Annotated in this window: 25 protein-coding genes; 13 read left to right on the plus strand and 12 right to left on the minus strand. The window is 55.1% G+C overall.

Annotated features, from left to right (window positions below; translation table 11 throughout):
• Positions 1 to 30 precede the first annotated feature (30 nt).
• Positions 31 to 1,026, minus strand: a complete 996-nt coding sequence (locus ACSV5M_RS02360; RefSeq protein WP_439173907.1) for a glycoside hydrolase family 16 protein — start codon at positions 1,024 to 1,026, stop codon at positions 31 to 33.
• A 282-nt stretch (positions 1,027 to 1,308) separates the two neighbouring features.
• Here ACSV5M_RS02360 and ACSV5M_RS02365 point away from each other — a divergent pair, with 282 nt between their 5' ends.
• From ACSV5M_RS02365 to ACSV5M_RS02415, 11 genes are all read left to right on the plus strand, one after another.
• Complete coding sequence (locus ACSV5M_RS02365; RefSeq protein ID WP_439173908.1) at positions 1,309 to 2,736, plus strand: polysaccharide lyase; 1,428 nt, start codon at positions 1,309 to 1,311, stop codon at positions 2,734 to 2,736.
• Between the two features lie 115 nt (positions 2,737 to 2,851).
• Complete coding sequence (locus ACSV5M_RS02370; protein WP_439174023.1) at positions 2,852 to 3,868, plus strand: FAD:protein FMN transferase; 1,017 nt, start codon at positions 2,852 to 2,854, stop codon at positions 3,866 to 3,868.
• A 238-nt stretch (positions 3,869 to 4,106) separates the two neighbouring features.
• On the plus strand, positions 4,107 to 4,664 hold the full coding sequence (locus ACSV5M_RS02375) for an AraC family transcriptional regulator (RefSeq protein ID WP_439173909.1): 558 nt from the start codon (positions 4,107 to 4,109) through the stop codon (positions 4,662 to 4,664).
• A gap of 38 nt (positions 4,665 to 4,702) precedes the next feature.
• Complete coding sequence (locus ACSV5M_RS02380; RefSeq protein WP_439173910.1) at positions 4,703 to 6,658, plus strand: tetratricopeptide repeat protein; 1,956 nt, start codon at positions 4,703 to 4,705, stop codon at positions 6,656 to 6,658.
• Positions 6,655 to 9,555 carry a tetratricopeptide repeat protein gene (locus tag ACSV5M_RS02385; protein ID WP_439173911.1) on the plus strand — a complete coding sequence of 967 codons (2,901 nt, stop codon included), beginning with the start codon at positions 6,655 to 6,657 and terminating at the stop codon, positions 9,553 to 9,555. The genes ACSV5M_RS02380 and ACSV5M_RS02385 overlap by 4 nt, the downstream gene beginning before the upstream one ends.
• Positions 9,542 to 10,213 (plus strand): tetratricopeptide repeat protein, encoded by a 672-nt coding sequence (locus ACSV5M_RS02390; protein WP_439173912.1) that lies wholly within the window; start codon positions 9,542 to 9,544, stop codon positions 10,211 to 10,213. Before ACSV5M_RS02385 ends, ACSV5M_RS02390 begins: the two co-directional genes overlap by 14 nt.
• Positions 10,214 to 10,215: 2 nt before the next feature.
• Entirely contained in the window at positions 10,216 to 10,569 is a 354-nt protein-coding gene (locus ACSV5M_RS02395; protein WP_439173913.1) for a hypothetical protein, read from the plus strand.
• 125 nt (positions 10,570 to 10,694) lie between these two features.
• Positions 10,695 to 11,369: a MotA/TolQ/ExbB proton channel family protein gene (locus tag ACSV5M_RS02400; protein ID WP_439173914.1), complete on the plus strand. Its 675-nt coding sequence runs from the start codon at positions 10,695 to 10,697 to the stop codon at positions 11,367 to 11,369.
• A gap of 74 nt (positions 11,370 to 11,443) precedes the next feature.
• Entirely contained in the window at positions 11,444 to 11,983 is a 540-nt protein-coding gene (locus ACSV5M_RS02405; RefSeq protein ID WP_439173915.1) for an ExbD/TolR family protein, read from the plus strand.
• Complete coding sequence (locus tag ACSV5M_RS02410; protein WP_439173916.1) at positions 11,980 to 12,504, plus strand: ExbD/TolR family protein; 525 nt, start codon at positions 11,980 to 11,982, stop codon at positions 12,502 to 12,504. The genes ACSV5M_RS02405 and ACSV5M_RS02410 overlap by 4 nt, the downstream gene beginning before the upstream one ends.
• On the plus strand, positions 12,504 to 13,460 hold the full coding sequence (locus ACSV5M_RS02415) for a TonB family protein (protein ID WP_439173917.1): 957 nt from the start codon (positions 12,504 to 12,506) through the stop codon (positions 13,458 to 13,460). The genes ACSV5M_RS02410 and ACSV5M_RS02415 overlap by 1 nt, the downstream gene beginning before the upstream one ends.
• Before the next feature lie 58 nt (positions 13,461 to 13,518).
• On the opposite strand, the gene ACSV5M_RS02420 is transcribed toward ACSV5M_RS02415, so the two are convergent.
• From ACSV5M_RS02420 to ftsY, 8 genes are all read right to left on the minus strand, one after another.
• Complete coding sequence (locus ACSV5M_RS02420) at positions 13,519 to 14,571, minus strand: OmpA family protein (RefSeq protein WP_439173918.1); 1,053 nt, start codon at positions 14,569 to 14,571, stop codon at positions 13,519 to 13,521.
• Between the two features lie 231 nt (positions 14,572 to 14,802).
• Entirely contained in the window at positions 14,803 to 15,840 is a 1,038-nt protein-coding gene (locus ACSV5M_RS02425) for an OmpA family protein (protein ID WP_439173919.1), read from the minus strand.
• A 179-nt stretch (positions 15,841 to 16,019) separates the two neighbouring features.
• A complete protein-coding gene (gene trmB / locus ACSV5M_RS02430) occupies positions 16,020 to 16,709 on the minus strand; it encodes a tRNA (guanosine(46)-N7)-methyltransferase TrmB (RefSeq protein WP_439174024.1) in 690 nt (229 codons plus the stop codon).
• A 54-nt stretch (positions 16,710 to 16,763) separates the two neighbouring features.
• Complete coding sequence (locus tag ACSV5M_RS02435; protein WP_439173920.1) at positions 16,764 to 17,141, minus strand: DUF423 domain-containing protein; 378 nt, start codon at positions 17,139 to 17,141, stop codon at positions 16,764 to 16,766.
• A gap of 101 nt (positions 17,142 to 17,242) precedes the next feature.
• Positions 17,243 to 18,097, minus strand: a complete 855-nt coding sequence (gene rpoH / locus ACSV5M_RS02440; protein WP_439173922.1) for an RNA polymerase sigma factor RpoH — start codon at positions 18,095 to 18,097, stop codon at positions 17,243 to 17,245.
• Positions 18,098 to 18,290: 193 nt separating this feature from the next.
• Positions 18,291 to 19,289 carry a permease-like cell division protein FtsX gene (gene ftsX / locus ACSV5M_RS02445; RefSeq protein ID WP_439173923.1) on the minus strand — a complete coding sequence of 333 codons (999 nt, stop codon included), beginning with the start codon at positions 19,287 to 19,289 and terminating at the stop codon, positions 18,291 to 18,293.
• A complete protein-coding gene (gene ftsE / locus ACSV5M_RS02450) occupies positions 19,286 to 19,954 on the minus strand; it encodes a cell division ATP-binding protein FtsE (protein WP_439173924.1) in 669 nt (222 codons plus the stop codon). The genes ftsX and ftsE overlap by 4 nt, the downstream gene beginning before the upstream one ends.
• On the minus strand, positions 19,951 to 21,051 hold the full coding sequence (gene ftsY / locus ACSV5M_RS02455; RefSeq protein ID WP_439173926.1) for a signal recognition particle-docking protein FtsY: 1,101 nt from the start codon (positions 21,049 to 21,051) through the stop codon (positions 19,951 to 19,953). The genes ftsE and ftsY overlap by 4 nt, the downstream gene beginning before the upstream one ends.
• Before the next feature lie 80 nt (positions 21,052 to 21,131).
• Here ftsY and rsmD point away from each other — a divergent pair, with 80 nt between their 5' ends.
• Positions 21,132 to 21,746: a 16S rRNA (guanine(966)-N(2))-methyltransferase RsmD gene (gene rsmD, locus ACSV5M_RS02460; RefSeq protein WP_439173928.1), complete on the plus strand. Its 615-nt coding sequence runs from the start codon at positions 21,132 to 21,134 to the stop codon at positions 21,744 to 21,746.
• A gap of 1 nt (position 21,747) precedes the next feature.
• On the opposite strand, the gene ACSV5M_RS02465 is transcribed toward rsmD, so the two are convergent.
• Entirely contained in the window at positions 21,748 to 22,170 is a 423-nt protein-coding gene (locus tag ACSV5M_RS02465; RefSeq protein WP_439173929.1) for a hypothetical protein, read from the minus strand.
• Between the two features lie 247 nt (positions 22,171 to 22,417).
• On the opposite strand from ACSV5M_RS02465, the gene coaD reads away from it, so the two are divergent.
• Positions 22,418 to 22,900: a pantetheine-phosphate adenylyltransferase gene (gene coaD / locus ACSV5M_RS02470; RefSeq protein ID WP_439173930.1), complete on the plus strand. Its 483-nt coding sequence runs from the start codon at positions 22,418 to 22,420 to the stop codon at positions 22,898 to 22,900.
• A gap of 36 nt (positions 22,901 to 22,936) precedes the next feature.
• Here the strand turns inward: coaD and mutM are convergent, their stop codons facing one another.
• A complete protein-coding gene (gene mutM, locus ACSV5M_RS02475; RefSeq protein ID WP_439173931.1) occupies positions 22,937 to 23,749 on the minus strand; it encodes a bifunctional DNA-formamidopyrimidine glycosylase/DNA-(apurinic or apyrimidinic site) lyase in 813 nt (270 codons plus the stop codon).
• Between the two features lie 282 nt (positions 23,750 to 24,031).
• A complete protein-coding gene (locus tag ACSV5M_RS02480) occupies positions 24,032 to 25,432 on the minus strand; it encodes an HDOD domain-containing protein (RefSeq protein WP_439173932.1) in 1,401 nt (466 codons plus the stop codon).
• Positions 25,433 to 25,468 lie beyond the last annotated feature (36 nt).

Genomic DNA, 25,468 nt, shown 5'->3' on the forward strand with positions numbered 1-25,468 from the left:
AGGGTCAGCAATTTTACGAGGCTCCTTAGGTTATTTAAAACTATCTCTAAACGTCACTAAATCCTCCCGCAACTGCTCCACCTGCGCCTGAACCTCCTGCGGACTCAACACCTCCTGATCCACAAAATAAACCCAATCAACATCCTGCTGATACACACGCTGGCTGCTGGAATTAATTAAGCCACCTTCAATAAACCAGATGTTGAAATTAATCGACATCGCCGTTTCCGGGTAATATTTTCCGCCGTGCGTCGCGCGCAATATGCCGTCGATGTAATAACGCACTTGGTCTTCATCCACTTGAATTATCAATGTGCGCCAGCCGGCGTGATCGGCAACCAGCGTTGTGTGCGTGTTATCCGCATTCCAGGGCTCGGGTTGATAGGTTTCCCAGGTGGTGAGGAACATGGTGGGCTGGCTTTGGCCCCAGCCGCCGTTGGCTAAATATTCAAAATCAATTTCGCTGTAATCCGGGTCCATGGAGAATGCCAGGGGTGTAATCGTATAAAAGGTTTCAACGATTTGATCGCCGTCGGTGCCGGACGTCGGTTCGTTGTAAAAATACATTCTGGCGGCGTAGGTGCCGCGCAAATAATTGCCGTCGTGAGTAATTTGCGATTGCAGGGTGGTTGCACCGCTGCCCGCTGTTGATGCGCGCATGCGCATCAAGCGATTGCTGCTGTTGTCAGGGTCATCAAGAAAGGTCACATAATCTGCGGACCAGCTTGCCCCGCTAACGCCAGGCCCGCCACCGCCGGTGCGTACATACCAGCCGTTGGTAGGCATTTGGGTCGCGTTGGTGTAATTAAAATCGTCGAACAAAATATTTTCGCTGATAGCCACTGCCGAGCTGGATGAGGCGCTGGCAATCGAACTGGCAGAGCTGCTTATCGAGCTGTGACTGGATGTTGATGCATTATCAGAGCCTGAGCCATTGCTACCGCCGCAAGCGCTTAACAGCGACAATAACAGCGGGATGCAAAGCGTCGTTAAGGAAGCGGAGCTGAATTTTCCGGTGCATGACATAAAAGATTCCCCGTAGGTTATGTATTGCTATATTGACAACGTTGTCCCCCGAAGTAAACTCCCCTCTACTCTAAAGAGATCTTTTACCGATCCACGCACTTCCCGTTTCTCGCCTGGCCAACGACATGGCGCTGTCAGCGAGTTTGCTCACGCAGTACGCCGTCACAACCACAATAACCGGCGTGATGTTTGTTGTCCTTGTGCGCCTGTGTTTGCTGGTCGTTGTCAGGCGCGCGTAATAAAAATATGAGGCTCTGCCTCACAGACTCACGGGGATTTACCATGTCTTTTATTCGCTATGTTTTTATCGGTGCAGCATTAATGCTGGCCAACCAGGTGGCTGCCTATAATTGCACTAACCTGCCGAGCTACTCGGTTTCTACTGTGGCCACGGGCCAGTTGGTAAAGCATCAAAACCATGCGTATCACTGCGATGTGGGCGGCTGGTGTAGCCAGGGCGGACCTTATGAGCCGGGTGTGGGTTGGGCCTGGACTTATGCCTGGAGTGATCTGGGTGCGTGTGATGCCGGAGGATCATCTTCAACCAGCTCCTCCAGTGTTACGCCTTCCTCAAGTTTCAGTTCTTCCAGTCTCAACATGTCCTCAAGTGCCCCCTCCAGCGTGAGCAGCTCTTCCAGTTCCAGTAGCAGTTCGTTGAGCAGTTCATCCGCTTCAAGTAATAGCTCAACCGGCGGTGCGCCACTGTATTTCAATGACTTTAATCAACACGCAACTGGTGCTTATACAGCAGCGCAATTCAACGCGGACTGGGGATTTAATCCCAATGCCTCGGCAGGTGTGGCCGATAACCGGCTGCATATTTTGAACGACCCCGAGGGCGGCAATAACAAGGTGTTGCGTGTGACTTACCGCCAGGGGCAAGTGGGTGGCGGTTCCGCGTCGGTGTTTACTTACACCATTCCCGGTGCGCCGCATAATCAATTGTGGTTGCAATACAAAGTGATGTTCGATGAAAACTTTACCTGGGTAAAAGGCGGAAAGTTACCGGGCCTTGCGGGCTATACCGGCACCAAGCCGACCGGTTGTGTGGCCAACAATTTACTCAATGGTTTTAGTGCGCGCTTGATGTGGCGAGAGAATGGCCACGCGCTACAGTATCTGTATAACCCGAATAAAACCGAATACTGCGGCGATTACAGCAGCTATTATTTTTTCTTTACCAAAGGTCGCTGGCATACCATCACCAGCCATGTGGAGTTGGGCTCGGTTAATCAACACGATGGGCGCATCACCACCTACATCGACGGTGAAGCAGTATTGGTTTCGAGTAACCTGTTATTGCGTACCAGCGCGCAGGTCACTATCGATAAATTATTATTTGAAACTTTCTTCGGCGGCAGCTCCAATGATTGGGCGCCAGCCACAGATCAGTACAGTTACTTCGATAACATCACCATCAGTACCACCAGTCGCCTGGGCGATGTAACGACCCAACCGAACGGCGGTAATCAAGGGGGACCTCATCCCCTGGCAGGTTACAGTCAATGGCAATCTGCCGGCAGTTACAGCAGCGGTAGTCGCGTGTATGTGCAGGATAGCGAAGGTTTTTACCACTACTACGCAGCGCGCTACGGTATCGCGCCCAATAAAAACCCGCTGCAACATTCCTTGCCGGAAAATTATGTAGGCATCTACAGTCCGGTCCGCCTGGATAACAGCGAACCATGGGTAGAGTTGATTGATCCTTAAATCAACACTTAATGATGGACGGAAACTTTAGGTGTTTGGCCGGCATTTTTTTGCGGCCTTTGCGATGGCAATTGTCAAAACACAGGGCGATAATCGGCACCGATCTTTTGTCGTGATGGAGTCTGCTGTGCGCACCCTGCTGATAGTACTTGTCCTATTCTTATCATCCCCCGCCTTGGCCAACTGGCACAGCGACGACCAGGACATCATGGGCACCCGCGTGAGCGTCACTCTTTGGGCCGAGGATGACGCTACAGGCAAGGCGGCAGTAAAGGCGGTGATGGATGAGATGCGGCGCATTGATGCAGAATTCAGTCCTTACATCGACACCAGCCAGTTGTCCCGCGCGAATCGCCTTGCTCCCAAAGCCAGCGCTGCAAAGCCGCTGAGTATTTCCCCTGAACTGACCCGCCTGATTGATAAATCCCTCTACTACAGTCGCGTGAGCGGTGGTGCTTTCGATATTACTTTTGCCTCTTTGGGGCGCTATTACGATTACCGCGCAAAACTGAAGCCCAGTGAGCGCCAGGCGGAAGAGCTGTTGCCGGCGATTAACTACGAATTCGTCAAGCTCGATAAAGCTGCCGGCACCCTCTATTTCACCCACCCCAAGGTGTATATCGACCTGGGCGGGATTGCCAAGGGTTACGCGGTAGATCGCGGTATCGAGATCCTGCAACAACGGGGCATCGCCCACGCCAATATTTCGGCGGGTGGCGACAGTCGGGTGATGGGCGACAAACTCGGGCGGCCCTGGATTGTGGGGATTAAAAACCCGCGTGCCGAGGACGGTGTTGCCATCAAGTTGCCTTTGATCGATTGCGCGATTTCTACGTCCGGCGATTACGAACGGTACTTCATCGACAGCGATGGCCAGCGGGTGCATCACATACTCAACCCGCGCACGGGTAAATCCACCCAGGGCATTGCCAGTGTCAGCATCATCGGTCCGCAGGGGTTTGATACTGATCCGCTGTCCACAACAGTGTTTGTCCTGGGGGTGGAAAAAGGCTTGGAGTTGATCGAAAAAATGCCCGGTTTTGATGCAATTATCATCACCGCAGAAGGCAAGGTGCATTACAGCGAAGGGCTGGCACCGCCGGAAGCACTACCTGATCCACAAGATCGATAACAAATCGATTGGCACGCCAAAACTCGGCTATCCTAAGTGCTGGCAATTGATGAAGCCGATGAACAGTGTTTGATCGGATGACAAAAAATACCCGCCAGCGCAGGGGCAAGTGTGCTGGGGTTCACATCCAAGAATGTGTCGGGCTTCTAGAATGAGCCTCCGCTGTCGCATCTAACAACAGCGCTCACTAATTGCTTCCGGAAATAACACCCGCAAAGAATAGAGTGGAGAGACGGTAATGATCACGACCTTGGGGAAGCTGCCAGTGCGATGGCTGGTGACGGCGCTATTCCTCGTTTTCCTCTGGCAACCCGCCGGCGCCCAGCCTGAAACAGGGGAATCCATGCAGCAGGCGCCCATTGCACCAGAGCTGGAAAACCTCAAAGAAGCGGTGCTGACCCTCAACCGCGACCTGCTGATCCTCGAAGAAGAATTGCTCTACCCCGCCAGCAGCCAGGTGGCGATCTATGTCTCCATGGACCTTGGCCAATATTTTTCTCTGGATGCCATCAAACTGGAGATCGATGGCCAGTTGGTCGCCAGCGAGCTGTACTCCGATAAACAGGTGAATGCGCTTTATCGCGGTGGTGTGCAGCGGTTGTATATCGGTAATCTCAAATCCGGTGAGCATGAGATTGCGGCTTTCTTTACCGGTCGCGGCCCTCATCAGGATTACAAACGCGGTGCGAAATTGACCGTGAATAAAACCCAGTCGCCCCTGGTGCTTGAATTGCGCATCATCGACTCTACCGCCCAGTTGCAACCCGTCTTCGATATCAAAGAATGGCAGATGTAGTTTTCCTTAACCGACACGCGCGGCAAGGGCGTGGCTGCATGGCAATGGCCGCCGCTTCGCGCTGGTGTCGTGGATGGCTGTCCGTCGCTTTGTGCCTTATGCCTGGGGTGAGCCTCGCGGCGGAGGAGCCCAAAACCACCGTGGCGGATTTGCGCTACGGGGTTTCCCTGTATCACTACTACCAGCAGGATTACCTCAGCGCATTGACCGAACTCATGGTGGCGGACAGTCGCGACGGTATTCAGGGCCATGCCGATAACCCTGAATTGATGGCGGCGGGTATCAGCCTGGCGTTTGGTATGGAAAACCATGCCGAGCGGTTATTTCACAATTTGCTGCAAGGCGAGCAGCGGCCCCAGCAAGTGCGCGATGCCGCCTGGTTTTATGTGGGTAAGCTGCACTACATTCGCGGTAACTGGAACGAGGCTGAACAGAGTTTTGCCCGTGTTAGCGCTGACTTTAACCCGGTCCTTACCGGTGAAATGCGCGCATTGCAGATCAACCTGCAAATCCGTCGCGACCAGCTCACGCCCATCCCTCTCAAGCGCCTTAACCAGGAACAACTGGGTAACTGGAGTCCCTACGCGCTCTACAACATGGGTTCCGCCTACGCCCGCGCCGGGGATTACATGCAGGCCAGCCGCTATTACCGCGAACTGGTCAAACTGGATGCCCCGAAAAACCCGCGCCTGCGCGCGGAATATTGGGCATTACAGGACAAAGCCCACACTGCCATGGGTTACGCCTTTTTGCTGCGCCGCAATTTCCCTTCTGCTATTGAGCAGTTCAGCAAGGTGCTGCTGAGTGGTTCGCAGTCCAATCAGGCGCTGCTTGGATACGGTTGGGCGGCGGTGGAACAGGAAGATTACGAGCTGGCGATCCGCCCCTGGCAGGTATTACGCCAGCGCAGCCTGATCTATCCGCCGGTGCAGGAATCCCTGCTGGCCTTGCCCTTTGCCTATGAAAAGATGGGTGCCGAGGGTGACGCGTTATCAGCGTACGAAACCGCCGAGTCCCTGCTAACCGCCGAGATCGAGCTTGTGCAGGATATGCGCGCTACGCTCACCAAAGGAGAGCTTCTGACCATTGTCGGCGCCAGGCCAGTCACTACGGAAGAGCTGGATGCCGCTGCTACGGACCCCGTCACTGACCCTACCATCCTGACCGCCGTGGTCACCGATGACGGGCAAAACTGGCTCAAGCTGGATCGCACCAGCGTGATCAAAACCCGTTCCGCCTACCTCACCGAACTCTTTGCCCAGAATGAATTCCAGACCGCTGTGCTTGACCTGCGCGACCTCCTGCGGCTGCGCAAGGTGTTGCAGGATTGGCAACCCAAGCTGGATATCTACGCTGACTTGCTGGAAGAAAAACAACGGCTGCGCCAACAACAGGAGCAGCGCCTCGCGCAACAGGCTCTCGATCAACAGCGCATGGTATTGCAGCAAGAACGTGACCAGTTGGCTGCACGTTTGCAGCGAATCGTCGACAATAACGACGTTATGGCACTAGCGGACGACAACAGCCGCGAGCTCTACGAGATGGTACAACGCTCTGAGACAACCTTGCAGCGCATAGCGCAATCCGGTGAGGACACCAGTGACTATGCCGAAAGCCTGCGTATGTATCGCGGTATCCTCCTATGGCAAGCGGCTCAACAATTCCCGGAGCGTATGTGGGCGAACGAAAAAAATCGCCAGCAGATTGATGAGGCTTTGGCGCAACTGGATGAAACCTCGCGCCGCATCGACGCCATCACCTCGACCAACCTGGACATTCGACCAATGATGGCGCGGATTCGCCAGTTGCAGAATGAAACCCAGGATCAACTCGTTGAGGCCGAGCGGGTGATCGACATCCGCGCCGAAGCACTGCGTGAGCAGGTGGATCGTCAGTTGGCCGGCCACCAGAAACGGCTCACGGCCTATCTGGCCCAATCGCACCTGGCGGTAGCGCGCCTGTACGACAAGGCACTGAGGAAGCAAGCCCCATGAGTCGCTTCCGTCTTATCTATCTCGCCTGTATTGGCGTATCGCTCATGACCGGCTGCGGCCTGTTCGGCGACAGTGACGCACGCAAAGGCACCCTGGCAGAATTGCCCCCCGCCACCCTGCCTAATGCGGCCAAGACGGTCGAGGTGATCGAGATTGACCGTATTGAAGCCAGCTACCGCAAGGCATTGGCAGTAGCGGAAGAGCCAGCCCTGCGCCAGCAAATCCTGCTGCGCCTGGCGGACCTGGAGATGGCCCGCAGTGAGCGGGAACAGGAAGAGGCGACCGACCTGCGTCGCTTGTATGACCGCCCCATCGCCATGTACCGCGAACTGATTGACTACGAAGCCAGCAAGCCCCAACCGACCCAGGGCGTGGATATTGATCAGCTGCGCTACAAGCTGGCCAAGGCCTACGCCCTGGATGGCCGCAATGCCGAAGCAGCGGCGGTGCTGGATGAACTGGCGCAAAACCATCCCGACTCGCCTTTGATGTCTGAAACCCAGTTCCGCCGCGCGGAAAAAGCCTTTTCCGACGGGGACTATACGGCGGCGGAAAGCCATTACCGCAGTGTGGTGGCGGGTGACGATGACACCTTCAAACAAAATGCGCTCTATATGCAGGGCTGGTCCCAATTCAAACGCGGCGACTATGATCTGGCCCTGCACGCCTTTGCCCAGGTACTGGATCAGCTCCTGGCTTCTGCCAAACAGCCGGATCAGGTAAGCCAGGCGATGGCAGATCTGGGGCCAGCGCGCAGTAATCTGGTTGGCGACACCCTGCGGGTGATGGGCCTGTCGCTGTCTTACCTCGATGGTGCAGCCTCGATTACCGACCTGCAGACAGAAGTCGGGCCCAAGGTGTACCAGCACTTGTTGTACGAGCAACTGGGCCAGTTGTACCTGGAGCAGAAACGTTTTAACGACAGTGCTGAAACCTATAACCATTTTGTGGAAAACAATCCCAATTCGGACTTCGCGCCGGACTTCAGCATCAAGACCATCCAGACCTACGAGCAGGGCAACTTCCCCAGCTTGATCTTGCCGGCCAAGCAGGACTTTGTGCGTCGCTACGGCATTACCAGCCGTTTCTGGACCGAGCGCAACGGTGCCCTCAGCAACACCGCCCGCGCTTACTTGCATGAATCCTTGCAGGAACTGGCGGCTTACGAACACGCCGAAGCGCAACAGCTTAAAGCCAACAGCCAGACCCTCACCGATCCGCGTGAACAGCAGGCCGCCAGCAATCAGGCGGTTGCTGCCTATGCCAGTGCGGCGCTGTGGTATCGCGAGTTTGTACAGACCTTTCCCCAGGACCCTAAAGCGGCGGATATGACTTTCCTGCTGGCGGAATCCCTGTACGAAGCCGGCGACCTGGCCCAGGCGTTGATGTCTTACGAGAAGGTCGCTTACGAATACCGCAGTCCGATCCATGGAGCCGAGGCGGCCTATTCAGCGGTACTGTTGTCGCAGGAGCTGATCGATCAAACCCAACCCAATCTGGGCGAAGTGCGCCAACAATGGCAGCAACGCAAGATCGACAATTCCCTGCGCTTTGCCGAGGTCTACCCGACCGACCCGCGTGCCGTAACGGTCCTGGCACAGGCGGCGCCGGAACTGCTGAATCAGGGGGATCAGGTCTCAGCCATCGCGGTGGCTGAGCGTGTTATTGCTTGGCAACCCCAGCCCGATGGCCAGTTGTTATTCAGCTCCTGGTTGGTGCTGGGTCACAGCCAGTTCGATCTCCAACAGTATCCCGCCGCTGAACAGGCTTACTGGCAGGTACTGAAGTTATTACCCACTTACGGCCAAACTCCCGGTGCGCCGAGTCAGCAGGATGTGCGTGAGCGAATTGCAGCAAGTATTTACCAACAGGCGCAGGCTTCGTTAACGGCGGGCGCAAAAGACGATGCCATCACCCAGTTGCTGCGTATCACCGAAGTCACGCCGGATACCGACGTGGCCATCAAGGCCCGTTACGATGCGGGTACCTACTTGATTGAGCAGGAGCGCTGGGTTGATGCCGAGCGTGTGTTGTTGTCCTTCCGTCAGCAATATCCCAACCACGAACTGGCGGCGAGCCTGCCGGCCAAGCTGGTGGTGGTGTACCAGAACCAGAGCAAATGGCAGCAGGCTGCAGATGAATTACTGGTGATGGAACGCACCAGCACCGATCCGGATGTGAAGCGCCAGTCTCTGATTATGGGCGCTGAGCTGTACGACAAGTCCGGTGACCGCAACCGCGCCATTGAGCAATACACCCGCTACGCCAATAACTACCCGCGCCCCCTGGCGGAGAATCTGGAAGCGCAACACCGCCTGACCGAGCTGTACGCCGATACCGGCGATGGCACACGCCGCCAATTCTGGTTGCAGAAGATCATTGATACCAACGCCGCCGCCGGCGATGCGCGCACCGACCGTTCGATCTTCCTGGCGGCCTCCGCCGAGACCGAGCTGGCGCAGCCCGCCTATGACGACTTTTTGCGCATCCCGCTGAACTTGCCGCTCAAGGCCAGCCTGCAACGCAAACGCGCCGCGCTGGATAAGGCGCTCAAAGGCCAGGAGCGGATATTGAAATACGGTGTGGCCGAATTCACCACCCAGGCCAGTTTTCGTATCGGTGAAATCTATGCTCAATTGAGCCGCGACCTGATGGACTCCCAGCGCCCCAACGGCCTGGATGAGCTGGAGCTGGAGCAATACGAAATCCTGCTGGAAGAACAGGCTTATCCCTTTGAAGAAAAGTCTATTGAGATTCATCAGGCTAATGCCCAGCGCAGCTGGAAAGGCACCTACGACCAATGGGTAAAACGCAGTTTTGATGCGCTCGCCAAACTGCTGCCGGGACGTTACAACAAGCAGGAAACTCGTCTGGAGGTCAGCCATGAGATCCATTAACGCATGGTTGCTGGCGGCGCTGCTGGTGCTGGCTGCCTGTTCGTCCGGCCCGAAGAAAGCAGATGTACCCGATGCGGAGCAGGTTCCGACAGACGCAACGGGCCAGCCGCAATCGCCGCTCTTGCCGCCGGGACCACCCACGCCCAACCCTTACCTGGCGACCAAACCCTCGATCAATCGCCAGGCGCAACAGTTGTTTAACGACGCCATCGCCGCCATGGCAAAAAAGCAGTGGCCCCAGGCAGAAAACCTGCTGACCCGCTTGATCTCACAATACCCCAACCTGTCCGGTGCCCATCTCAATCTGGGCCTGGTGTATCAGGCCAAAGGTGAGCTGGATAAAGCCGAGCAGGCGTTCAATCAGGCTATCGCGACCAACGCCAACAACCTGGATGCGTATAACCAACTCGCTATCCTCAAGCGCGAAACCGGCGACTTTGCGGCCGCCGAGGGGCAGTATCAAAAAGCGCTGACGGTGTGGCCGTTTCATCCCGCCAGCCACCGCAACCTGGGCATCCTCTACGACCTGTACATGGGCAAAAGCGAGCAGGCACTGCAACATTACCAGGCTTACCAGCAATTGCTGCCGGAGCCGGACAAGCTGGTTAATGGCTGGATTGTCGATCTGGAGCGCCGGTTAGGCGCGAGCGGAGGCTAGTCATGAAACTTTACTGGTTAAAACAGGGATTGACGATGGCATTGCTGCTGGGGGTGAACCTGCCGGCCCTGGCGCAGGAAGAAGACACCGCGCCCGCTGCCACATCGGCGGCTTCATCTGAGCCCGCGCGCGCGCGCCCGACTGGTGAAGCCACGATCAATCTGCAAACCACGGTCACCGGCAACCAGGAGCAGCCCCGGGTGTTGTACATCCTGCCCTGGCAATCGCCGGAGGCCACTGATATCGAATTTGAAACCCTGAGCAGTCAGTATGACGAGGTTTTTGGCCACCTGGAGCGCGAAGAACTGCGTCGCAGCCTTGAGGCTGAAGCGGTGCTCAACAAGGCAAAACCCTAGCGTCCCATGCGTCAGGTCAAATTTTGAAAAATACGCCGTGAAAATGGCGCGAGACTAGCTAAGCTAATAAAACGCTTTTTATTACAACACCTACACCCCTAAGTCAGTTGAAGGACAGTGCTTTTATGAACACATTAATTCGTTTCTTCCAGGAAGGCGGTACTTTTATGTACCCCATCGCCGTCGTACTGGTGGTCGGTCTGGCTATCGCCATCGAGCGCTGGATGTTCCTGAGCATGGCCAAGCGCTCCAACCGCCAGGCCTTTGACCGCATCCTGCCCTTGCTGCAAAAGCGCGATTACCAGGCGGTGATGAATACTGGTAAATCCACTAATGCCCCTATCGCGCGTATTGTCTGCGCTGGCGTAGCGCGCATGGCGCAGTCGCCCCGTCGCGATGACATTGAACTGGCCATGGAAGAAGGTGTGATGGAAGCCATGCCGCGTCTGGAACGTCGCACACCTTATCTGGCTACCCTCGCCAACATCGCCACCCTGCTGGGCCTGTTGGGCACCATCATCGGCTTGATTGCCGCCTTCGGTGCGGTGGCCAATGCCGACCCGGCGGAGAAAGCCGCGCTGCTGTCTTCCAGTATTGCGGTGGCGATGAACACCACGGCCTTCGGTCTGATCGCCGCGATTCCGTTACTGCTGATTCATTCCATGTTGCAAACCAAAACCACCGAGATCATTGACAGCCTGGAGATGGCCGGGGTCAAGTGCCTCAACATCATCGCCCATGTGCAGGAAATGCCCCAGAGAAACCGCGCCCAGGATTCAGCGGCGCCGAGCCGAGCCTAAAACCCGGCAAGGCCACAGCCTCTACTTGGAGGAGCGGCCTTTCATTCATCTGATGGTTACAGGTAGCACTGGTTATGCGCATTAAAAGGCGACACAAACACGGCGAAGCCGATCTCGACGTCACCTCCTTTATGAATCTGATGATCATATTGGTGCCGGTGTTGTTGATCAGCATGGTGCTCGCGCGGACCACGGTACTGGATTTGAAACTGCCTGATATGGCGGACCCGAGTACCCCGCAAGAGGAAGAACCTCCGCAACAACTGGAATTGGTGATTCGCAAGGATTACCTCGATGTGAATTACCCGGCCGGTATTCGCCTGAAGCGCGTCGAGAAGACCGCTGAAGGCGAACATGATTACAAACTCCTATCGATCATCCTTCAGGAAGTGAAACGCAACCTGGAAGAAAAAGGTATCGAGAAAAAAGACATCTTTATCCTCTCGGAAAAAGACACGCCCTACCAGACGGTGGTGACGGCGATGGACACCGTGCGTTCATTTAAAGCGGTGGTCGCGGCCTCGGTAGTCAACGCGGAATTATTTCCGGAGATTTCATTGGGGGACGCGCCGGAAGGTGAATCCACCACAGCCGTACAGGGAGCGCAGCCATGAAGCAATCGCTACGCGCCAAACGTATGGCCAAACACCATCGCCGCATGAACCAGGCACCCAAACTGAACCTGGTGTCCTTGATGGATATCTTCACCATCCTGGTGTTTTTCCTGTTGGTGAACTCCTCGGATGTAGAAGTCTTGCAAACCGACAAGAGCATTAAATTACCCGCGTCAGTTTCCGACATAGTGCCGGAAAATAACCTGGTGGTGATGGTCAGTGCAGAGGACATTGTGGTCGCCGGTCAGCGCGTCGGTAGCGTGGCCTCGGTACTGGCCAGCACCGAGGATAAATACGCACCGCTGGAGACGGAGTTAAAGTATCAGGCATCCAAAGCCCGCCCCTTGACGGAAGAAGAAAAACTCACCGGTCGGCCGGTCACGATCATGGGGGATCAAACGATTCCCTATGCATTGCTGAAGAAAATCATGGCGACCTGTGCGGCAGCCGATTACCGCGATATCTCCCTCGCTGTGTCGCAAACCGCAGTCTCTGATGACGCGCAGGGGGCGGAGGGCTGATGGCATTTTATCTTTCTCCCAACACCCTGCTGCCCTGGAGTTCGTCGGTTGAGGATGACGAGCGCTTTAAGCGTATTCTCAAGATCGCGCTGATCGCGTTGGTGGTGTTAAGTATTCCGATTACGCTTATCGATGTACCCGAACAAACCCGAGAGGAAAAAGCCAAGCTTCCGCCACAACTGGCGCGGGTGATTCTGGAAAAGCAGGAGCTACCGCCACCCAAACCGGTAGAGCCACCGAAGGTGGAAGAGAAAAAACCTGAGGAGCCCAAACCGGAAGAGCCAAAACCCGAGCCCGAGAAAAAGCCGGAACCGGTAAAAGAAAAACCGCCGGAAAAACCCAATGTCGCCAAGGCGCGTGAAAAAGCCGCGGCCAGTGGATTGCTGCAATTCAAGGACGACTTGATGGAGATGCGCGAGTCCCTCGACGTGTCCGCCATCGGCAGCGCTAATGTCGCACGGGGTGAAGCAACTGCGGCTACCGTGGATCGTTCGATGGTAACCAGCGGCGTGACAACGGCCAGCGGTGGAATTAATACCGCTGCATTGAGTCGTGATACTGGCGGTGTGGCGTTGTCCGGTCGTGAAACCACAAAAGTGGAAAGTGATCTGGCTAAATCCACCGGTACCACCGCGGCGGACAGTGGCGGTCAGGCACAGGAAAGTGCGGCGCGCAGCGAAGAAGAAATTCGTAAGGTCATGGAGCAGCACAAGGGCGCGATCTTCTCTATCTACAACCGCGCATTACGTCAGAATCCGGCATTGCAGGGTAAGGTGGTGGTGAAGATTATCATTGAGTCATCGGGCAAGATTTCTGATGTCAGTATTGTGTCCAGTGAATTGCAAGATCCGGATCTGGAAGCAAAGCTGTTACAACGTATTCGCCTGATCAGTTTCCCGGCCTCCAATGTTGCGCGAACGACCTTGAATTATTCGTTTGATTTCTTACCGCAATAAATTCCTGCCATAAAAAAACCCGGCGATTGCCGGGTTTTTTATTTGCTTATCAATCAAATTAATCGCGTGTTTCGTTCACCGTAATACGGGTTGAAACTGCACCTACAACGCGACGGTTTTGCTCGCGACCTTCGACGGTATTATTGTCCGCAACCGGACGCTCTTCACCGTAACCAACCGCTTTCACACGATCCGCTTCAATGTTCATGCGTTGGATCAACACGTCACGTACGGCATTGGCGCGACGCTGTGACAAAGTTTTGTTGTAGGCGTCAGAGCCGCTGCTGTCGGTGTGACCTTCTACGGTGACCTGGGTATTTTCATACTGGTTCATGAAGGTGGCGAGGTCGCGGATATCAGACATGTACTCTTCTTTTACCACGGCGCTGTTGGTATCGAATTTCACCGCAAGGTTGATCGATACGGTTTCGGTCAACTTCAGCACACAGCCTTCGCTGTCTACTTTGTATTGACGTGCTGTGCCGGGGCATTTGTCTTTGGAATCCAGTACGCCGTCGCCATCGCTGTCAGCTTCTTCAACCACGGTCGGTGCCGCAGCGGGCTGTGGTGCCGGGGTTGCGCGGCGTGGTTCACCTGCACCGAACAGGAAGCTGATACCGGTGCTGAATACTACATCGGTGTATTCCTCATCGAGGCTGTTGAACAAACGCACGTCGGTGCGCCATTCCCAGTTGCGTGCGAAACGGTTTTTCAGGCCGAGACCGGCATTGAGCAGCGTTTCATGGCTGGGGTCGCCACCTTCCGGGCTCAGGCGTTGATCGCCTGCACCAAAGGCCGCGTAGGGGCGCCAGTTTTTATCATCACCGAAATGATAGAGCGCATCGAGACGATACTGGGTGCCGCGTACATCAACACCGGTTTGCTCGGTGTCTGCGTCATATTCGTTAGCCACCACTTCCAGGGTCCAGCGATCAGTGATGGGTAACCCCAGACCGAGATGGTAGTTGTTGGTGTCATCCAGGTCGTTGCCGAACAGGATGCGACCAATGCCGAGGTTGATTTCTGCAGTGTGATCTTGTGCGCTGACACCGGTACTGGCAGCGGCAATCAGTGCAGATAAGGTAAGAATTTTCGCCGATGGGTTTGCCATGTGTTACTCCTTAAGCAATAGCGAGTGAAATTTAACAACGAGGTTTGAGATAGGCCCGGTGCGGATGTAGCTGTAAATATGCGGGGCATTAAGGCATTTTGATAAAACAACGTCTGTTTGTGCTCACACATAAATACATGCAGCCGGGGGAGTATTTGAGAAGTTATCTCGGGAATTGCAATAACAATTGCGCGACATCCTTGTCGCCTGTGCTGAAACTGACAAAAGAATTCAGCGGGTTTCAGTGGTGGTAATTTTGGTTGATACTGCGCCGACGACACGACGATTCTGTTCGCGACCTGCTACAGATTCATTGTTCGCAACCGGGCGTTCTTCACCGTAGCCGACCGCAGTCACACGATCTGCTTCAATCCCCATGCGCTGCACCAGGACATCGCGCACAGCGTCGGCACGGCGTTGCGATAAGGCTTTGTTATACGCATCGGAACCACTGCTGTCCGTGTGACCTTCAACGGTAACGACGGTATTGGCGTATTGGTTCATGAAGGTAGCCAGGTTGTTGATGTCGGCCATGTATTCTTCTTTGACGACCGCACTGTTGGTGTCAAATTTCACGGCCAGATTAACGGAAACTGTCTCGGTTAATTTCATCGGGCACCCATCGGCATCGACCTTGTATTGGCGAGCAGTGCCGGGGCATTTGTCTTGTGAGTCCAGCACCCCATCGCCATCGCTGTCAGCTTCTGGTGTGGTAGCAACCACGGGCGCAGGTGGCGGGACTCTTTTAACGGGTTTGGCACCGAACAGATAACTGATACCGAGGTTCAACGCCACATCGGTATATTCTTCATCAAGGCTGTTAAACGCGCGTACGTCCGTACGGAATTCCCAATTGTTGCCCAAGCGACGTTTGGCGCCGGCGCCCAGGTTCAACAGGGTATCGCGAACACCCTCGGCGCCGTCGGCTTCGCGCTCCTGGTCACCTATGCCGAAGGCCAGGTAGGGCCGCCACACATTGACCGTGTCCAGGTGGTACAGCAGATCCAGGCGGTACTGGCGGCCATCAATTTCAATTGCGCCGGTTTCGGTATCGGTACTGTAACCACTGGCAATCGCATCAAGCGTCCAGCGCTCATTGAGCACATAACCCAGGCCGAGATTCAGATGATTGGCATTTTCCAGGGGCTCTTCAAAAAAGGTGCGACCGGCGCCGATATGCAGCTCCAGTTTGTGGTCTTGGGCAGTGGCTGTGAAGGGAAGGGCGGCAGCTGCAATCAGTGCAGAAACCAGGAGTTGTTTGTTCGCCATTTCGTTCTCCTTTGAAAATAGCTGGGTCATTAAAGGCGCGATTGACCGGCAAGGTTTGGCGCCGGTTGTTTGCATAACCTATGCAACAAAGCGTTGAGCGGAGAAAGGTTCGCGCACAACCAACGCAGATCCTGATATCCCTTTCATTGTTATCATTGAATTGCGCGCACAATAGCAAATTAGTTCAGGCGTTGGAATAACAAATCCCATACACCGTGACCCAGGCGTTCGCCGCGTTTTTCAAATTTTGTGACAGGGCGATAGATCGGTCGCGGTGAATAATCACCGGTCTCGGACAGGTTGCCGAAGCCTTCCGCCTGGCTCATAACCTCCAACATATGCTCGGCATAGTTCTGCCAATCTGTAGCGAGGTGAAATACGCCACCCGGGATTAATTTCTGGCGGATTTTTTGTACGAAAGCCGGTTGCACAATCCGGCGTTTATGATGCTTTTTTTTGTGCCAGGGATCGGGAAAGTACAGTTGCAGGCGTGCCAGGCTGGCATCGGGAATACAGTCTTCCAGCACGTCCATGGCATCTGCCATAAACACGCGTAAATTAGTTAATCCTTCCTTGCCGGCCTGATTAATCAGGCGGCCCACACCGGGCGGATGTACTTCTATACCGATGAAGTTTTTATCCGGCTCGTTGCGTGCCATCTCCAGTAATGAATCGCCCATACCAAAACCAATCTCCAGAACCGTCGAGGCTTCGCGCTGAAATGTGTCCGCGAGATTTAGCAGTCCATCATGCAAACTCAGTCCGTAACTCGGCCACCACTGGTCAAAGGCCGCTTTCTGACCGAGGGTAATACGCCCGGCACGAATCACAAAACTGCGGATGGATTTAGGTTTGAATTCGGGTTTGATCTCGAAGGTCGGTTGATCGTCGAGCTTGGTATCAATAGGCATGGATAAAAATTTTCAAAGTTTTAATTTTATGGCGGCTACCAGTAATGAGAGCCAGCCTAATAAAAAGCATACACCGCCTAATGGTGTAATCGGCCCGAGGAGACGCGGACCACCGAGGGCCAGGCCGTAAAGGCTGCCGCTGAACAACAGGGTGCCGATGATAAACAGAATGCCGCCAGTTTGCAGCCAGATATTATGGCCAACGAATTTCAGCAGAGCTACAACGCCCAGCAAGGCCAGTGCATGATACATCTGGTATTGCACACCGGTTTGAAAGACGGCGAGCATCTCCGGCGCTAAACGGGCTTTTAAGCCGTGGGCAGCAAAGGCGCCAAGACCGACGGCGAGGAATCCGCTGAGTGCGGCACAAAATAATAGCCATTGTCCCATGGGTGCTTCTCGAGGTTGTTGTTGGTTATTGGCGGGTGGGTGAGACAATAAAAAAGCCGCGCACTGGCGCGGCTTTTTGAACGTTAATTACATAGGCTGGATCAGGCTTCCAGCATCATGTTCTTGACCTTGTTCATCGCATTTTTTTCCAGTTGACGAATACGCTCGGCGGAAACACCGTATTCCGCGGCCAGGTCGTGCAAGGTTGCCTTGTCATCATTTAACCACCGACGTTGCAGGATGGTTCGGCTGCGGTCGTCCAGTTTTTCCATGGCAAGCTCAAGGCTGTTGACACTGGTTTCTTCCCAGTCAGCTGCTTCCAATTGCGAAGCCGGGTTGTAGCGATTGTCTTCCAGGTAGTGCGCCGGCGCGACGTAGCTTTCGTCATCGTCATCGTCGCTGGCATCGAAGGCGGCATCATAAGAGGCCAGACGACCTTCCATCTCGCGCACGTGTTTGATATCTACGCCCAGATCCTCGGCCACAGCGGCCGCTTCGTCATTACTCAACCAGGCCAGGCGCTTCTTGGCGCCGCGCAGGTTAAAGAACAATTTACGTTGTGCCTTGGTGGTAGCGATCTTGACGATGCGCCAGTTGCGCAGGATAAATTCGTGGATTTCTGCCTTGATCCAGTGGACCGCAAAGGACACCAGACGCACGCCCTTCTCAGGGTTAAAACGCTTCACGGCTTTCATCAGGCCAACGTTACCTTCCTGGATCAGATCACCCAGTGGCAGGCCGTAACCGTTGTAGGAACGGGCGATGTGCACCACAAAGCGCAGGTGGGCCATCACCAGCTTGCGTGCTGCATCGAGATTGCCGTTGTAATACAAATCCTCCGCTAGCTCCTGCTCCTGCTCGACGGTCAGGATCGGAAAGCTGCTGACTCCCTGAACATAGGCATTGAGGTTTGCACCCGGGGCAAGGACGCCGATAGGTTGCAGACTTGTGCTCATGTAAGTTACCTCCAGTAAAGATGTAGGCCGAGTGTAGCACTAGTCAGATTAGAGTGCTACGCACTGACAAGTTCCATAAGGGTCGCGTAAAACTGTTTTAAATCAGTAAGTTGGGGCAAAAATTGTATGAATATTGATTCATTTGGCAAGCATTTGATCAATTGCAAATTTCTATGGCTATGCGCGGGTTGGCTCAATGAGGCTCGATATGTGACAGGTGTCGCCCCACGGCAATCCATGCGCCCAACAAGCCCGTAATGCCGGCCAGCAGCACCAGTTGCAGGCTATGGATAAAGCCTAAGCCTTGTAAACGAAAACTGCTTTGATACAGATCAGCCAGATGCGCCACGGGTCCGCCCAGCCACCCTAGGCCTATTGCCAGCAGGACCAGGGCCAGCAGGCCACCGCCCAGGCCATACCACAGGCCGGTATACAAAAAGGGGCGGCGCACATAGGCATTAGTGCCGCCCACCAGTTTCACTACCAGGATCTCGTCGCGCCGGTTTTCAATCGCCAAGCGGATGGTATTGCCAATCACCAGGATCACACCCAGTGCCAACAAGCCAGCCAGGGCCATAACCACGCGTTGGGCCACCGCCATGAACTGATGCAGGCGCTTCACCCATTGCATATCTATACGTACATCGGTGACCAACGGATCCTGGCGGAGAACCTGCTCCAGTGCTTCCAGGCCGGCGGGCGTGCTTCCGGCCAAGCCGGGCTGGACCAGCAGCACGCCGGGCAAGGGGTTTTCATCCAGGCTATCCACCACGTTGCCGAGGCCCGACGCCGTCTTGAACTCTTCCAATGCGATGGTGGGGGACACATAGATCACCTGCGCAATATCTGCGCGATTAGCCCAGCGACGGCGCAGTTCTTCGGCCTGGCTATCGGAGACCTGCTTGTTGAGAAAGACCGAGATCTGACTGGAATCCTGCCAGCTGTAGCCGATGTTCTGGATATTGGTCAGCGCGATATAAAGCACCGCCGGTAACGCCACGGCAATAGCCACCACCAGCCAGGTCATCAGGCTTTGCAGCGGCGTGCGCAGCAGTCGCAGCAAGCTGTCGATGGCGGTGGTGCTGTGATGGGCCATCCAGGCGTCGAAACGATCACCCAGACGGGATTTGCTCTGCACCGCTCCCTGTGGGCGGGCGGCAGCGGCGGCACGGTTGGGGCGGACGGGTTTCACCACAGCACTCCATCGTGAGCGACCTGGCCATGGCTTAGGCCCAGCACGCGCTTGTTCATACGTTTAAGCAATTCCAGATCGTGGCTGGCGATCATGATGGTGACGCCAACTTCGTTAAACTGGCGAAATAAATTCATGATCTCCGCTGAAAGCTCCGGGTCGAGGTTGCCGGTAGGTTCGTCGGCCAGCAGGACAGAAGGTTTGTTAACCACGGCGCGGGCGATCCCCACCCGCTGCTGTTCACCGCCCGACAATACAATGGGATTCTGCTGCTCTTTATCCAGCAGGCCCACCTTATCCAGGGCGGCGCGGACCCGTCGCCCGGTTTCTGCCGGCGTGTTACCGGCGATTTGTAGCGGCAGGGCCACGTTGTCAAAGACGCTGCGATCAAACAGCAGTTGATGGTTCTGGAAGACCACGCCGACATTGCGGCGGTAGTAGGGAATCTGCCCGGACGACAAACGATTAAGGTTGCGCCCGTCAACAAAGACCTGCCCCTGGGTGGGTCGCTCCATCAACATAATGAGCTTCATCAGTGTGCTCTTGCCGGCCCCGGAGTGGCCGGTAAGAAACACCATTTCGCCGCGCTCGACCTCAAAGTCAACGCGGGTCAGCGCTTCGTGGCCGGAGGCATAACGTTTACTGACGTTGTCGAAACGGATCACAGGTCGTCCTGTTGATTAAACAGCGCCTGGATAAAGGGCTCCGCGGCAAAGGGTTGCAGGTCATCGATACCCTCGCCCACGCCGATGAAGCGCACGGGCAAACCAAACTGCTTGCTCAGGGCGAAGATCACCCCGCCCTTGGCGGTGCCGTCGAGCTTGGTCAGGGCAATGCCGGTGACGCCCGCAGCATCGATAAATTGTTGGGCCTGGTTGACCGCATTCTGGCCGGTGCCCGCATCCAGCACCAGCAGGACTTCGTGGGGCGCACTGACATCCAGCTTGGCCATAACCCGCTTGACCTTGCTCAGCTCTTCCATCAAATGGTCTTTGTTATGCAGGCGGCCAGCCGTATCGGCGATGATCACATCCATCTTGCGGGACTGCGCGGCCTGCACGGCATCGAAGATAACCGAAGCACTGTCGGCGCCGGTATGCTGGGCAATCACCGGCACATTATTGCGCTGGCCCCAGACCTGTAGCTGTTCAACGGCTGCCGCACGAAAGGTATCCCCCGCCGCGAGCATGACTTTTTTGCCTTCGTTTTGCAGGCGTTTGGCCAGTTTGCCGATGGTGGTGGTCTTGCCCACCCCGTTCACCCCGACAACCAGGATAACGTAAGGCTGTTTGGCTTTATCGATCACCAGCGGCTGTTCTACCGGGCGCAGCAAACCGGCGAGTAATTCGCGCAGCGCGCGAAACAGGGCATCGGCATCAGCCAATTGTTTACGGGCGACGCGTTGAGTGAGGTTGTCGATGATCTCGCTGGTCGCCTCGATACCTACGTCGGCGATCAAAAGCTGGCTCTCAATATCTTCCAGAAGCTCATCGTCAATATTCTTTTTGCCGAGAAACAGGTTGCCCAACCCTTCGGCGAAGTTGTTGCTGGTGCGACTCAGCCCTTGTTTGATGCGCGCGAAAAAGCCCGGTTTGGCGGCGGGTTCGGGTTGTACAGGTGCTTCTGCAGGGATCGAGGCCGCGGAGGAATCCGCCCCGGAATCATCCACCGGGGATGGCTCCGCAGGCATTTGTTCCTGAGGCACCTCGGGAGCCTTGGGGGACTCGGGTTCAGACTTGTTGAAGAGCTTTTTGAAGAACATAGAGAGAATTCGTTGCTTATCGACTGAAAAGAAAGGCGCTATCCTACCACTTCTATTGTGACCAGAGAGAGCGCCCGCTGTTGAAACCGCCCGCCCCAACACCCGCCAAATCCCGTTCGGCTGCCCTGCGCGGTGTCAACCAGCTACGTATCATTGGTGGCCAATGGCGCGGGCGCAAACTGGGTTTCCCCGACGTGGAAGGGCTGCGACCTACCGGTGACCGAATTCGCGAAACTCTGTTTAACTGGCTCGCCCCTGAGATTCGGGGTGCCCGCTGCCTGGATCTGTTTGCCGGTTCCGGTGCGCTGGGTCTGGAGGCCTTATCGCGGGGTGCGGGTGCCAGCTTGCTGGTAGAGCGGGATGCACAAGCCTCGGCGCAGTTGCGCGCGAACCTGGCGTTGCTGCAAGCGGAGCAGGGCAGCCTGCTGAATGCGGATGCTCTGACCCTGTTGCGTCAGGGTAATTCCGCAGCGCCTTTCAATGTGGTGTTTGTCGACCCGCCGTTTCAGTTAAACCTGTGGCAAGCCGTGGTGGATGCTTTGGAAGTCGGCGGCTGGTTGGCTGATGAATCCTCAATCTATATTGAATCCGGGCGTGAATCCGTTTATCAGGTGCCCTCTAACTGGTCCCTCCATCGCGATAAACAGGCAGGGCAAGTGAATTATCGGTTGTTCTATCGTTTTCAACCTGCCTGAATCAGCCCTCCGGTTGCAGAGAGACAAATTCGCTGTACAAACCGGTGTTGTCAAAGGCAGCAATCTGGAATTCATGGCGGCCTTCCAGCCATTCGATGTAGTAATCCGTTGTCCAGGGATCTTCGATGATGACGGAAATATATTTTTGATCGGTGCCTTGCCGGTAGCGAAGTTCGTAGCCACCCAGCTCGGTAATATCCAGCTCATCCCCATTCTCGCGCTGCGCTGGTGGTACCCAGCTCAAGCTGACTGGTCCTTTGAATTCATTGGGGTCCGGGTTCGTTGTGTTAGGTGGCGGGGTAGATGTGTCATCGCTGTCGCCGCTTCCGCCGCCGCAGGCGCTCAACAGTAACGTCAGGCACAGCGTTGATAATACGGCGGCTTGCCGCCAGAGTTTAGGACGAAAAGGAGTGCGATTGGCCATGGTGCTCACCGTTTATATTCCTTCGTAATACTTGCGTCGGGCCAGCCTGTTTACACGGCGGGCTATGTGCGTCGAGCAACATATAGCGTCTGCTTCTGCCGGTCAAATGGCGGCATGCCCGTGCGTTATGGAAAGCGACGGACGGTTGAGGGTAGGTTGGAGGGGCACCAGGATTGCTGGCCAGTGCACAGTGAATTTTGTACTATCTGCCTCCCGCTGCCCGACAGCGTCCGACCCGAGATTGGCTATGCGTACAGTTGTTTACCCCGGCACCTTTGATCCCATCACCAACGGCCATATCGATCTGGTGGAGCGCGCCTGTCGGCTTTTCGATAAAGTCATCGTCGCGGTAGCGGCCAGCAGCCGCAAAAATCCCCTGTTTACCCTGGATGAACGCGTAGAGCTGGCTCAGGACACCCTGTCCCATTTACCCAATGTGGAAGTCTGCGGCTTCGATATCCTGCTGGTGGATTTTGTGCGTCAGAAAAGTGCCCAGGCGGTGTTGCGTGGTTTGCGGGCGGTGTCGGATTTTGAGTATGAATTCCAGTTGGCCAATATGAATCGCGCACTGGAACCGAATATGGAAAGTTTATTCCTTACCCCTGCCGAACATCTCTCGTATATTTCGTCATCTATCGTGCGCGAGATTGCCATGCTCAGTGGCGATGTCAGCAAGTTTGTTGCGCCGGCGGTGGAGTCGGCGTTAGTTAAAAAATTCGCTCGCAATTAGAAATCACCCCAAACAGCGTCTGACGGCCTGATGCCGCTACTTCTGGCACTGCGTGCAATACACCGTGGTGCGATCATTCATGCGAATTTCCTTGAGCGGTTTTGCGCAGACTGCGCACGCCTCTCCGCCGCGGCCATAGACCAATAACTGCTGTTTGAAATAACCGGGCTTGCCATCACCGCCAACAAAATCCCGCAGGGTTGTGCCGCCCTGGTCAATCGAACGCTGCAACACAAACTGAATATCGCGCACCAGATCCTCGCAGTTTTTACGGGTCAGTGAACCGGCTTTGCGAGTCGGTTTAATGCGCGACATAAACAGGGATTCATTGGCATAAATATTACCGACGCCTACCACCACGCGACTGTCCATGATGAATTGTTTTATCGCCTGACTGCGCCGCCGGGTGCGCTGGAATAAATAGTCCGCCGTGAAGTCTGCAGTCAACGGCTCGGGCCCCAGATGAGTCAGCAGCGAATGGGTTAGTGGACCGCCCTCCAGCCACAGCAGGCAACCAAAACGGCGCGGGTCGCAATAGCGCAGCACCACATCGCCAAATACCAGATCAAAGTGATCGTGCAATTGCGGTGTATCCGAGGCTTTAACAATACGCAAGCTGCCGGACATACCCAGATGAATCAGTGCGTGGCCGTGGGCGAACTGCAAGAGTAAATATTTTCCCCGGCGACTCGCTGCGAGTAATTTTCGGCGCGCCAGTAGGGTGGTTAATTCAGCAGGAATTGGCCAGCGCAAACGTGCCTGGCGCACCACCACCTGTGTAATCTGGCGGCCCAGGATATGCGGCGTAATGCCGCGCAGGGTGGTTTCGACTTCGGGTAACTCGGGCATGGATAATAATCACCGTCATGGTTGAACGAGGCACTATAGCATTCAACCCTTATAACCAGAACGTTGGTTTCGGGAATTTTTTTCCGGCAAATTTTGCGAAGGTATTTCTTACAGATTTGGCTGGCGGCGCCACCATGGTTTTTTATAATTTGCTGATTTATATGGCTTTTATGTAATTGGCTTGGGAATTGCTATTTTGTGCATGCGATTCAACAGCATCACTTTCGACAAGGATGTCTTTTATTTTCCCGTGCTGCTCAAACGGAATGTTGTAGTGAGCTGTCAGCGATCCACCGCATTAATCCGCAGCATTAAATTCAATTGATTCACCACCAGTTGAAATTCTTCAAACTGACGCTCAGTCATTGCCTTGCCCGCCGCATCGGCGTATACCACGGCCACGATGCGCTTATTCAGTTTCAATCCGCCCAACATGCAATCGCCACCCTGGGTAATTTTGCGCAGAATGCCGGGCGGTGCCGCATCCTTACTGGATTCATGCCACAGCGGATGTTGTGTGCGCAGGAATTCGTGCAGTAACTCACCCTTGTGTAAACGCTCCAGTTCAATGCGCCCGTCTTCGCGCCAGTGGTTGGTGCCTTTACCGGCGATATAGCGAACATCAAGGCACTTGCTGTCGTAGTCCATCATGGCGATAGCAGCGCGCTGCATCCCGGCTCCTTCATGCAAAGCCAGCACTGCACACTGCATGACCGCCGACATACTTTCACCGTCGATCATCAAGGTGTGCATCTGGTTGAGGTATTGCGACAATTCATAACCCGTGGATTGTGTGAAATGTTTTGCCTCGATCGCTTCGCGTTGCGGCAGGGCTTTTAGCAGGCTTTCCGCACCGTAGGTTTTGGCAATCACGGAGGCTTCTTCGGCCATCAATAAAATTTGTTTGTGCGCGTCCTCCACCGAAATTTCACACTGCTCGCTGATCTGTTCGCACAATTGCACCATCCGGGCGTGATGCATGCCTTTATGAATATGCAGGCTGACTTCATTGCCGAGATTCACCACGTGCGCCATCAAACTGTGCTTGCCCTGGCGGTCGCAAGCTTCATTCACCAATTCACCGAGGGACCATTCGCGAATCAGGGATTTGTTGAGGTGGTGAATATCCACGCCCAGGTATTCCATGCTCAAACCCAATTCATTTTCCGGGTGCAAATCCCGCGCGCTGATAAACTTTTCCGCTGCCTCCCGGCCAGTAGACAGAATGGCCAATTCGCCGATGTGGCGTAGTAACGCGGCAATAAAAACCTGTTCCTGTTTTTCGTTGTTCAGGTAAGGCACCATCGCGCGGGCCTGCACCGCCGCGTGAAAGGATTTTGCCAGACGCTGGATCAATAATTCACGCGGTTTTCCTTTGAGAAAACTGTCGATCAACGAACTGGCCAGCGTGATATTTTTTAGATTGATAAACCCGATCTGCACAATCGCACGGGAGATGGTTTTGATGGGGGTGAAGGAGCGATTGTAGTGGACCGAATTGGCGATCTTGAGTACTCGCGAGGTCAGGTCCGCATCGCGCAGGATAATCTGGGTGAGGTCATGGGTAGAACTTTGATTATCGTCGCTGAGTTCGCAGATGGCTTTGACAACTGAATTCAGGGTGGGTAAATCCTGGTCCGACAGCACGCGCATCCAGGCCTGTAATCCGCGAATATCGCTCATTGTTATTATCCTGAGAAACGAGGGGTTCTCTCAGTA

The sequence above is a fragment of the Cellvibrio sp. ARAG 10.3 genome (genome assembly GCF_051846955.1).
Lineage (GTDB): Bacteria > Pseudomonadota > Gammaproteobacteria > Pseudomonadales > Cellvibrionaceae > Cellvibrio.

Bases quoted from the DNA above. Each gene is read 5' to 3' on its own strand.
- ACSV5M_RS02360 (WP_439173907.1), bottom strand. From the start codon at position 1,026: ATGTCATGCACCGGAAAATTCAGCTCCGCTTCCTTAACGACGCTTTGC.
- ACSV5M_RS02365 (WP_439173908.1), top strand. From the start codon at position 1,309: ATGTCTTTTATTCGCTATGTTTTTATCGGTGCAGCATTAATGCTGGCC.
- ACSV5M_RS02370 (WP_439174023.1), top strand. From the start codon at position 2,852: ATGGAGTCTGCTGTGCGCACCCTGCTGATAGTACTTGTCCTATTCTTA.
- ACSV5M_RS02375 (WP_439173909.1), top strand. From the start codon at position 4,107: ATGATCACGACCTTGGGGAAGCTGCCAGTGCGATGGCTGGTGACGGCG.
- ACSV5M_RS02380 (WP_439173910.1), top strand. From the start codon at position 4,703: ATGGCAATGGCCGCCGCTTCGCGCTGGTGTCGTGGATGGCTGTCCGTC.
- ACSV5M_RS02385 (WP_439173911.1), top strand. From the start codon at position 6,655: ATGAGTCGCTTCCGTCTTATCTATCTCGCCTGTATTGGCGTATCGCTC.
- ACSV5M_RS02390 (WP_439173912.1), top strand. From the start codon at position 9,542: ATGAGATCCATTAACGCATGGTTGCTGGCGGCGCTGCTGGTGCTGGCT.
- ACSV5M_RS02395 (WP_439173913.1), top strand. From the start codon at position 10,216: ATGAAACTTTACTGGTTAAAACAGGGATTGACGATGGCATTGCTGCTG.
- ACSV5M_RS02400 (WP_439173914.1), top strand. From the start codon at position 10,695: ATGAACACATTAATTCGTTTCTTCCAGGAAGGCGGTACTTTTATGTAC.
- ACSV5M_RS02405 (WP_439173915.1), top strand. From the start codon at position 11,444: ATGCGCATTAAAAGGCGACACAAACACGGCGAAGCCGATCTCGACGTC.
- ACSV5M_RS02410 (WP_439173916.1), top strand. From the start codon at position 11,980: ATGAAGCAATCGCTACGCGCCAAACGTATGGCCAAACACCATCGCCGC.
- ACSV5M_RS02415 (WP_439173917.1), top strand. From the start codon at position 12,504: ATGGCATTTTATCTTTCTCCCAACACCCTGCTGCCCTGGAGTTCGTCG.
- ACSV5M_RS02420 (WP_439173918.1), bottom strand. From the start codon at position 14,571: ATGGCAAACCCATCGGCGAAAATTCTTACCTTATCTGCACTGATTGCC.
- ACSV5M_RS02425 (WP_439173919.1), bottom strand. From the start codon at position 15,840: ATGGCGAACAAACAACTCCTGGTTTCTGCACTGATTGCAGCTGCCGCC.
- ACSV5M_RS02435 (WP_439173920.1), bottom strand. From the start codon at position 17,141: ATGGGACAATGGCTATTATTTTGTGCCGCACTCAGCGGATTCCTCGCC.
- rpoH (WP_439173922.1), bottom strand. From the start codon at position 18,097: ATGAGCACAAGTCTGCAACCTATCGGCGTCCTTGCCCCGGGTGCAAAC.
- ftsY (WP_439173926.1), bottom strand. From the start codon at position 21,051: ATGTTCTTCAAAAAGCTCTTCAACAAGTCTGAACCCGAGTCCCCCAAG.
- ACSV5M_RS02465 (WP_439173929.1), bottom strand. From the start codon at position 22,170: ATGGCCAATCGCACTCCTTTTCGTCCTAAACTCTGGCGGCAAGCCGCC.
- coaD (WP_439173930.1), top strand. From the start codon at position 22,418: ATGCGTACAGTTGTTTACCCCGGCACCTTTGATCCCATCACCAACGGC.
- mutM (WP_439173931.1), bottom strand. From the start codon at position 23,749: ATGCCCGAGTTACCCGAAGTCGAAACCACCCTGCGCGGCATTACGCCG.
- ACSV5M_RS02480 (WP_439173932.1), bottom strand. From the start codon at position 25,432: ATGAGCGATATTCGCGGATTACAGGCCTGGATGCGCGTGCTGTCGGAC.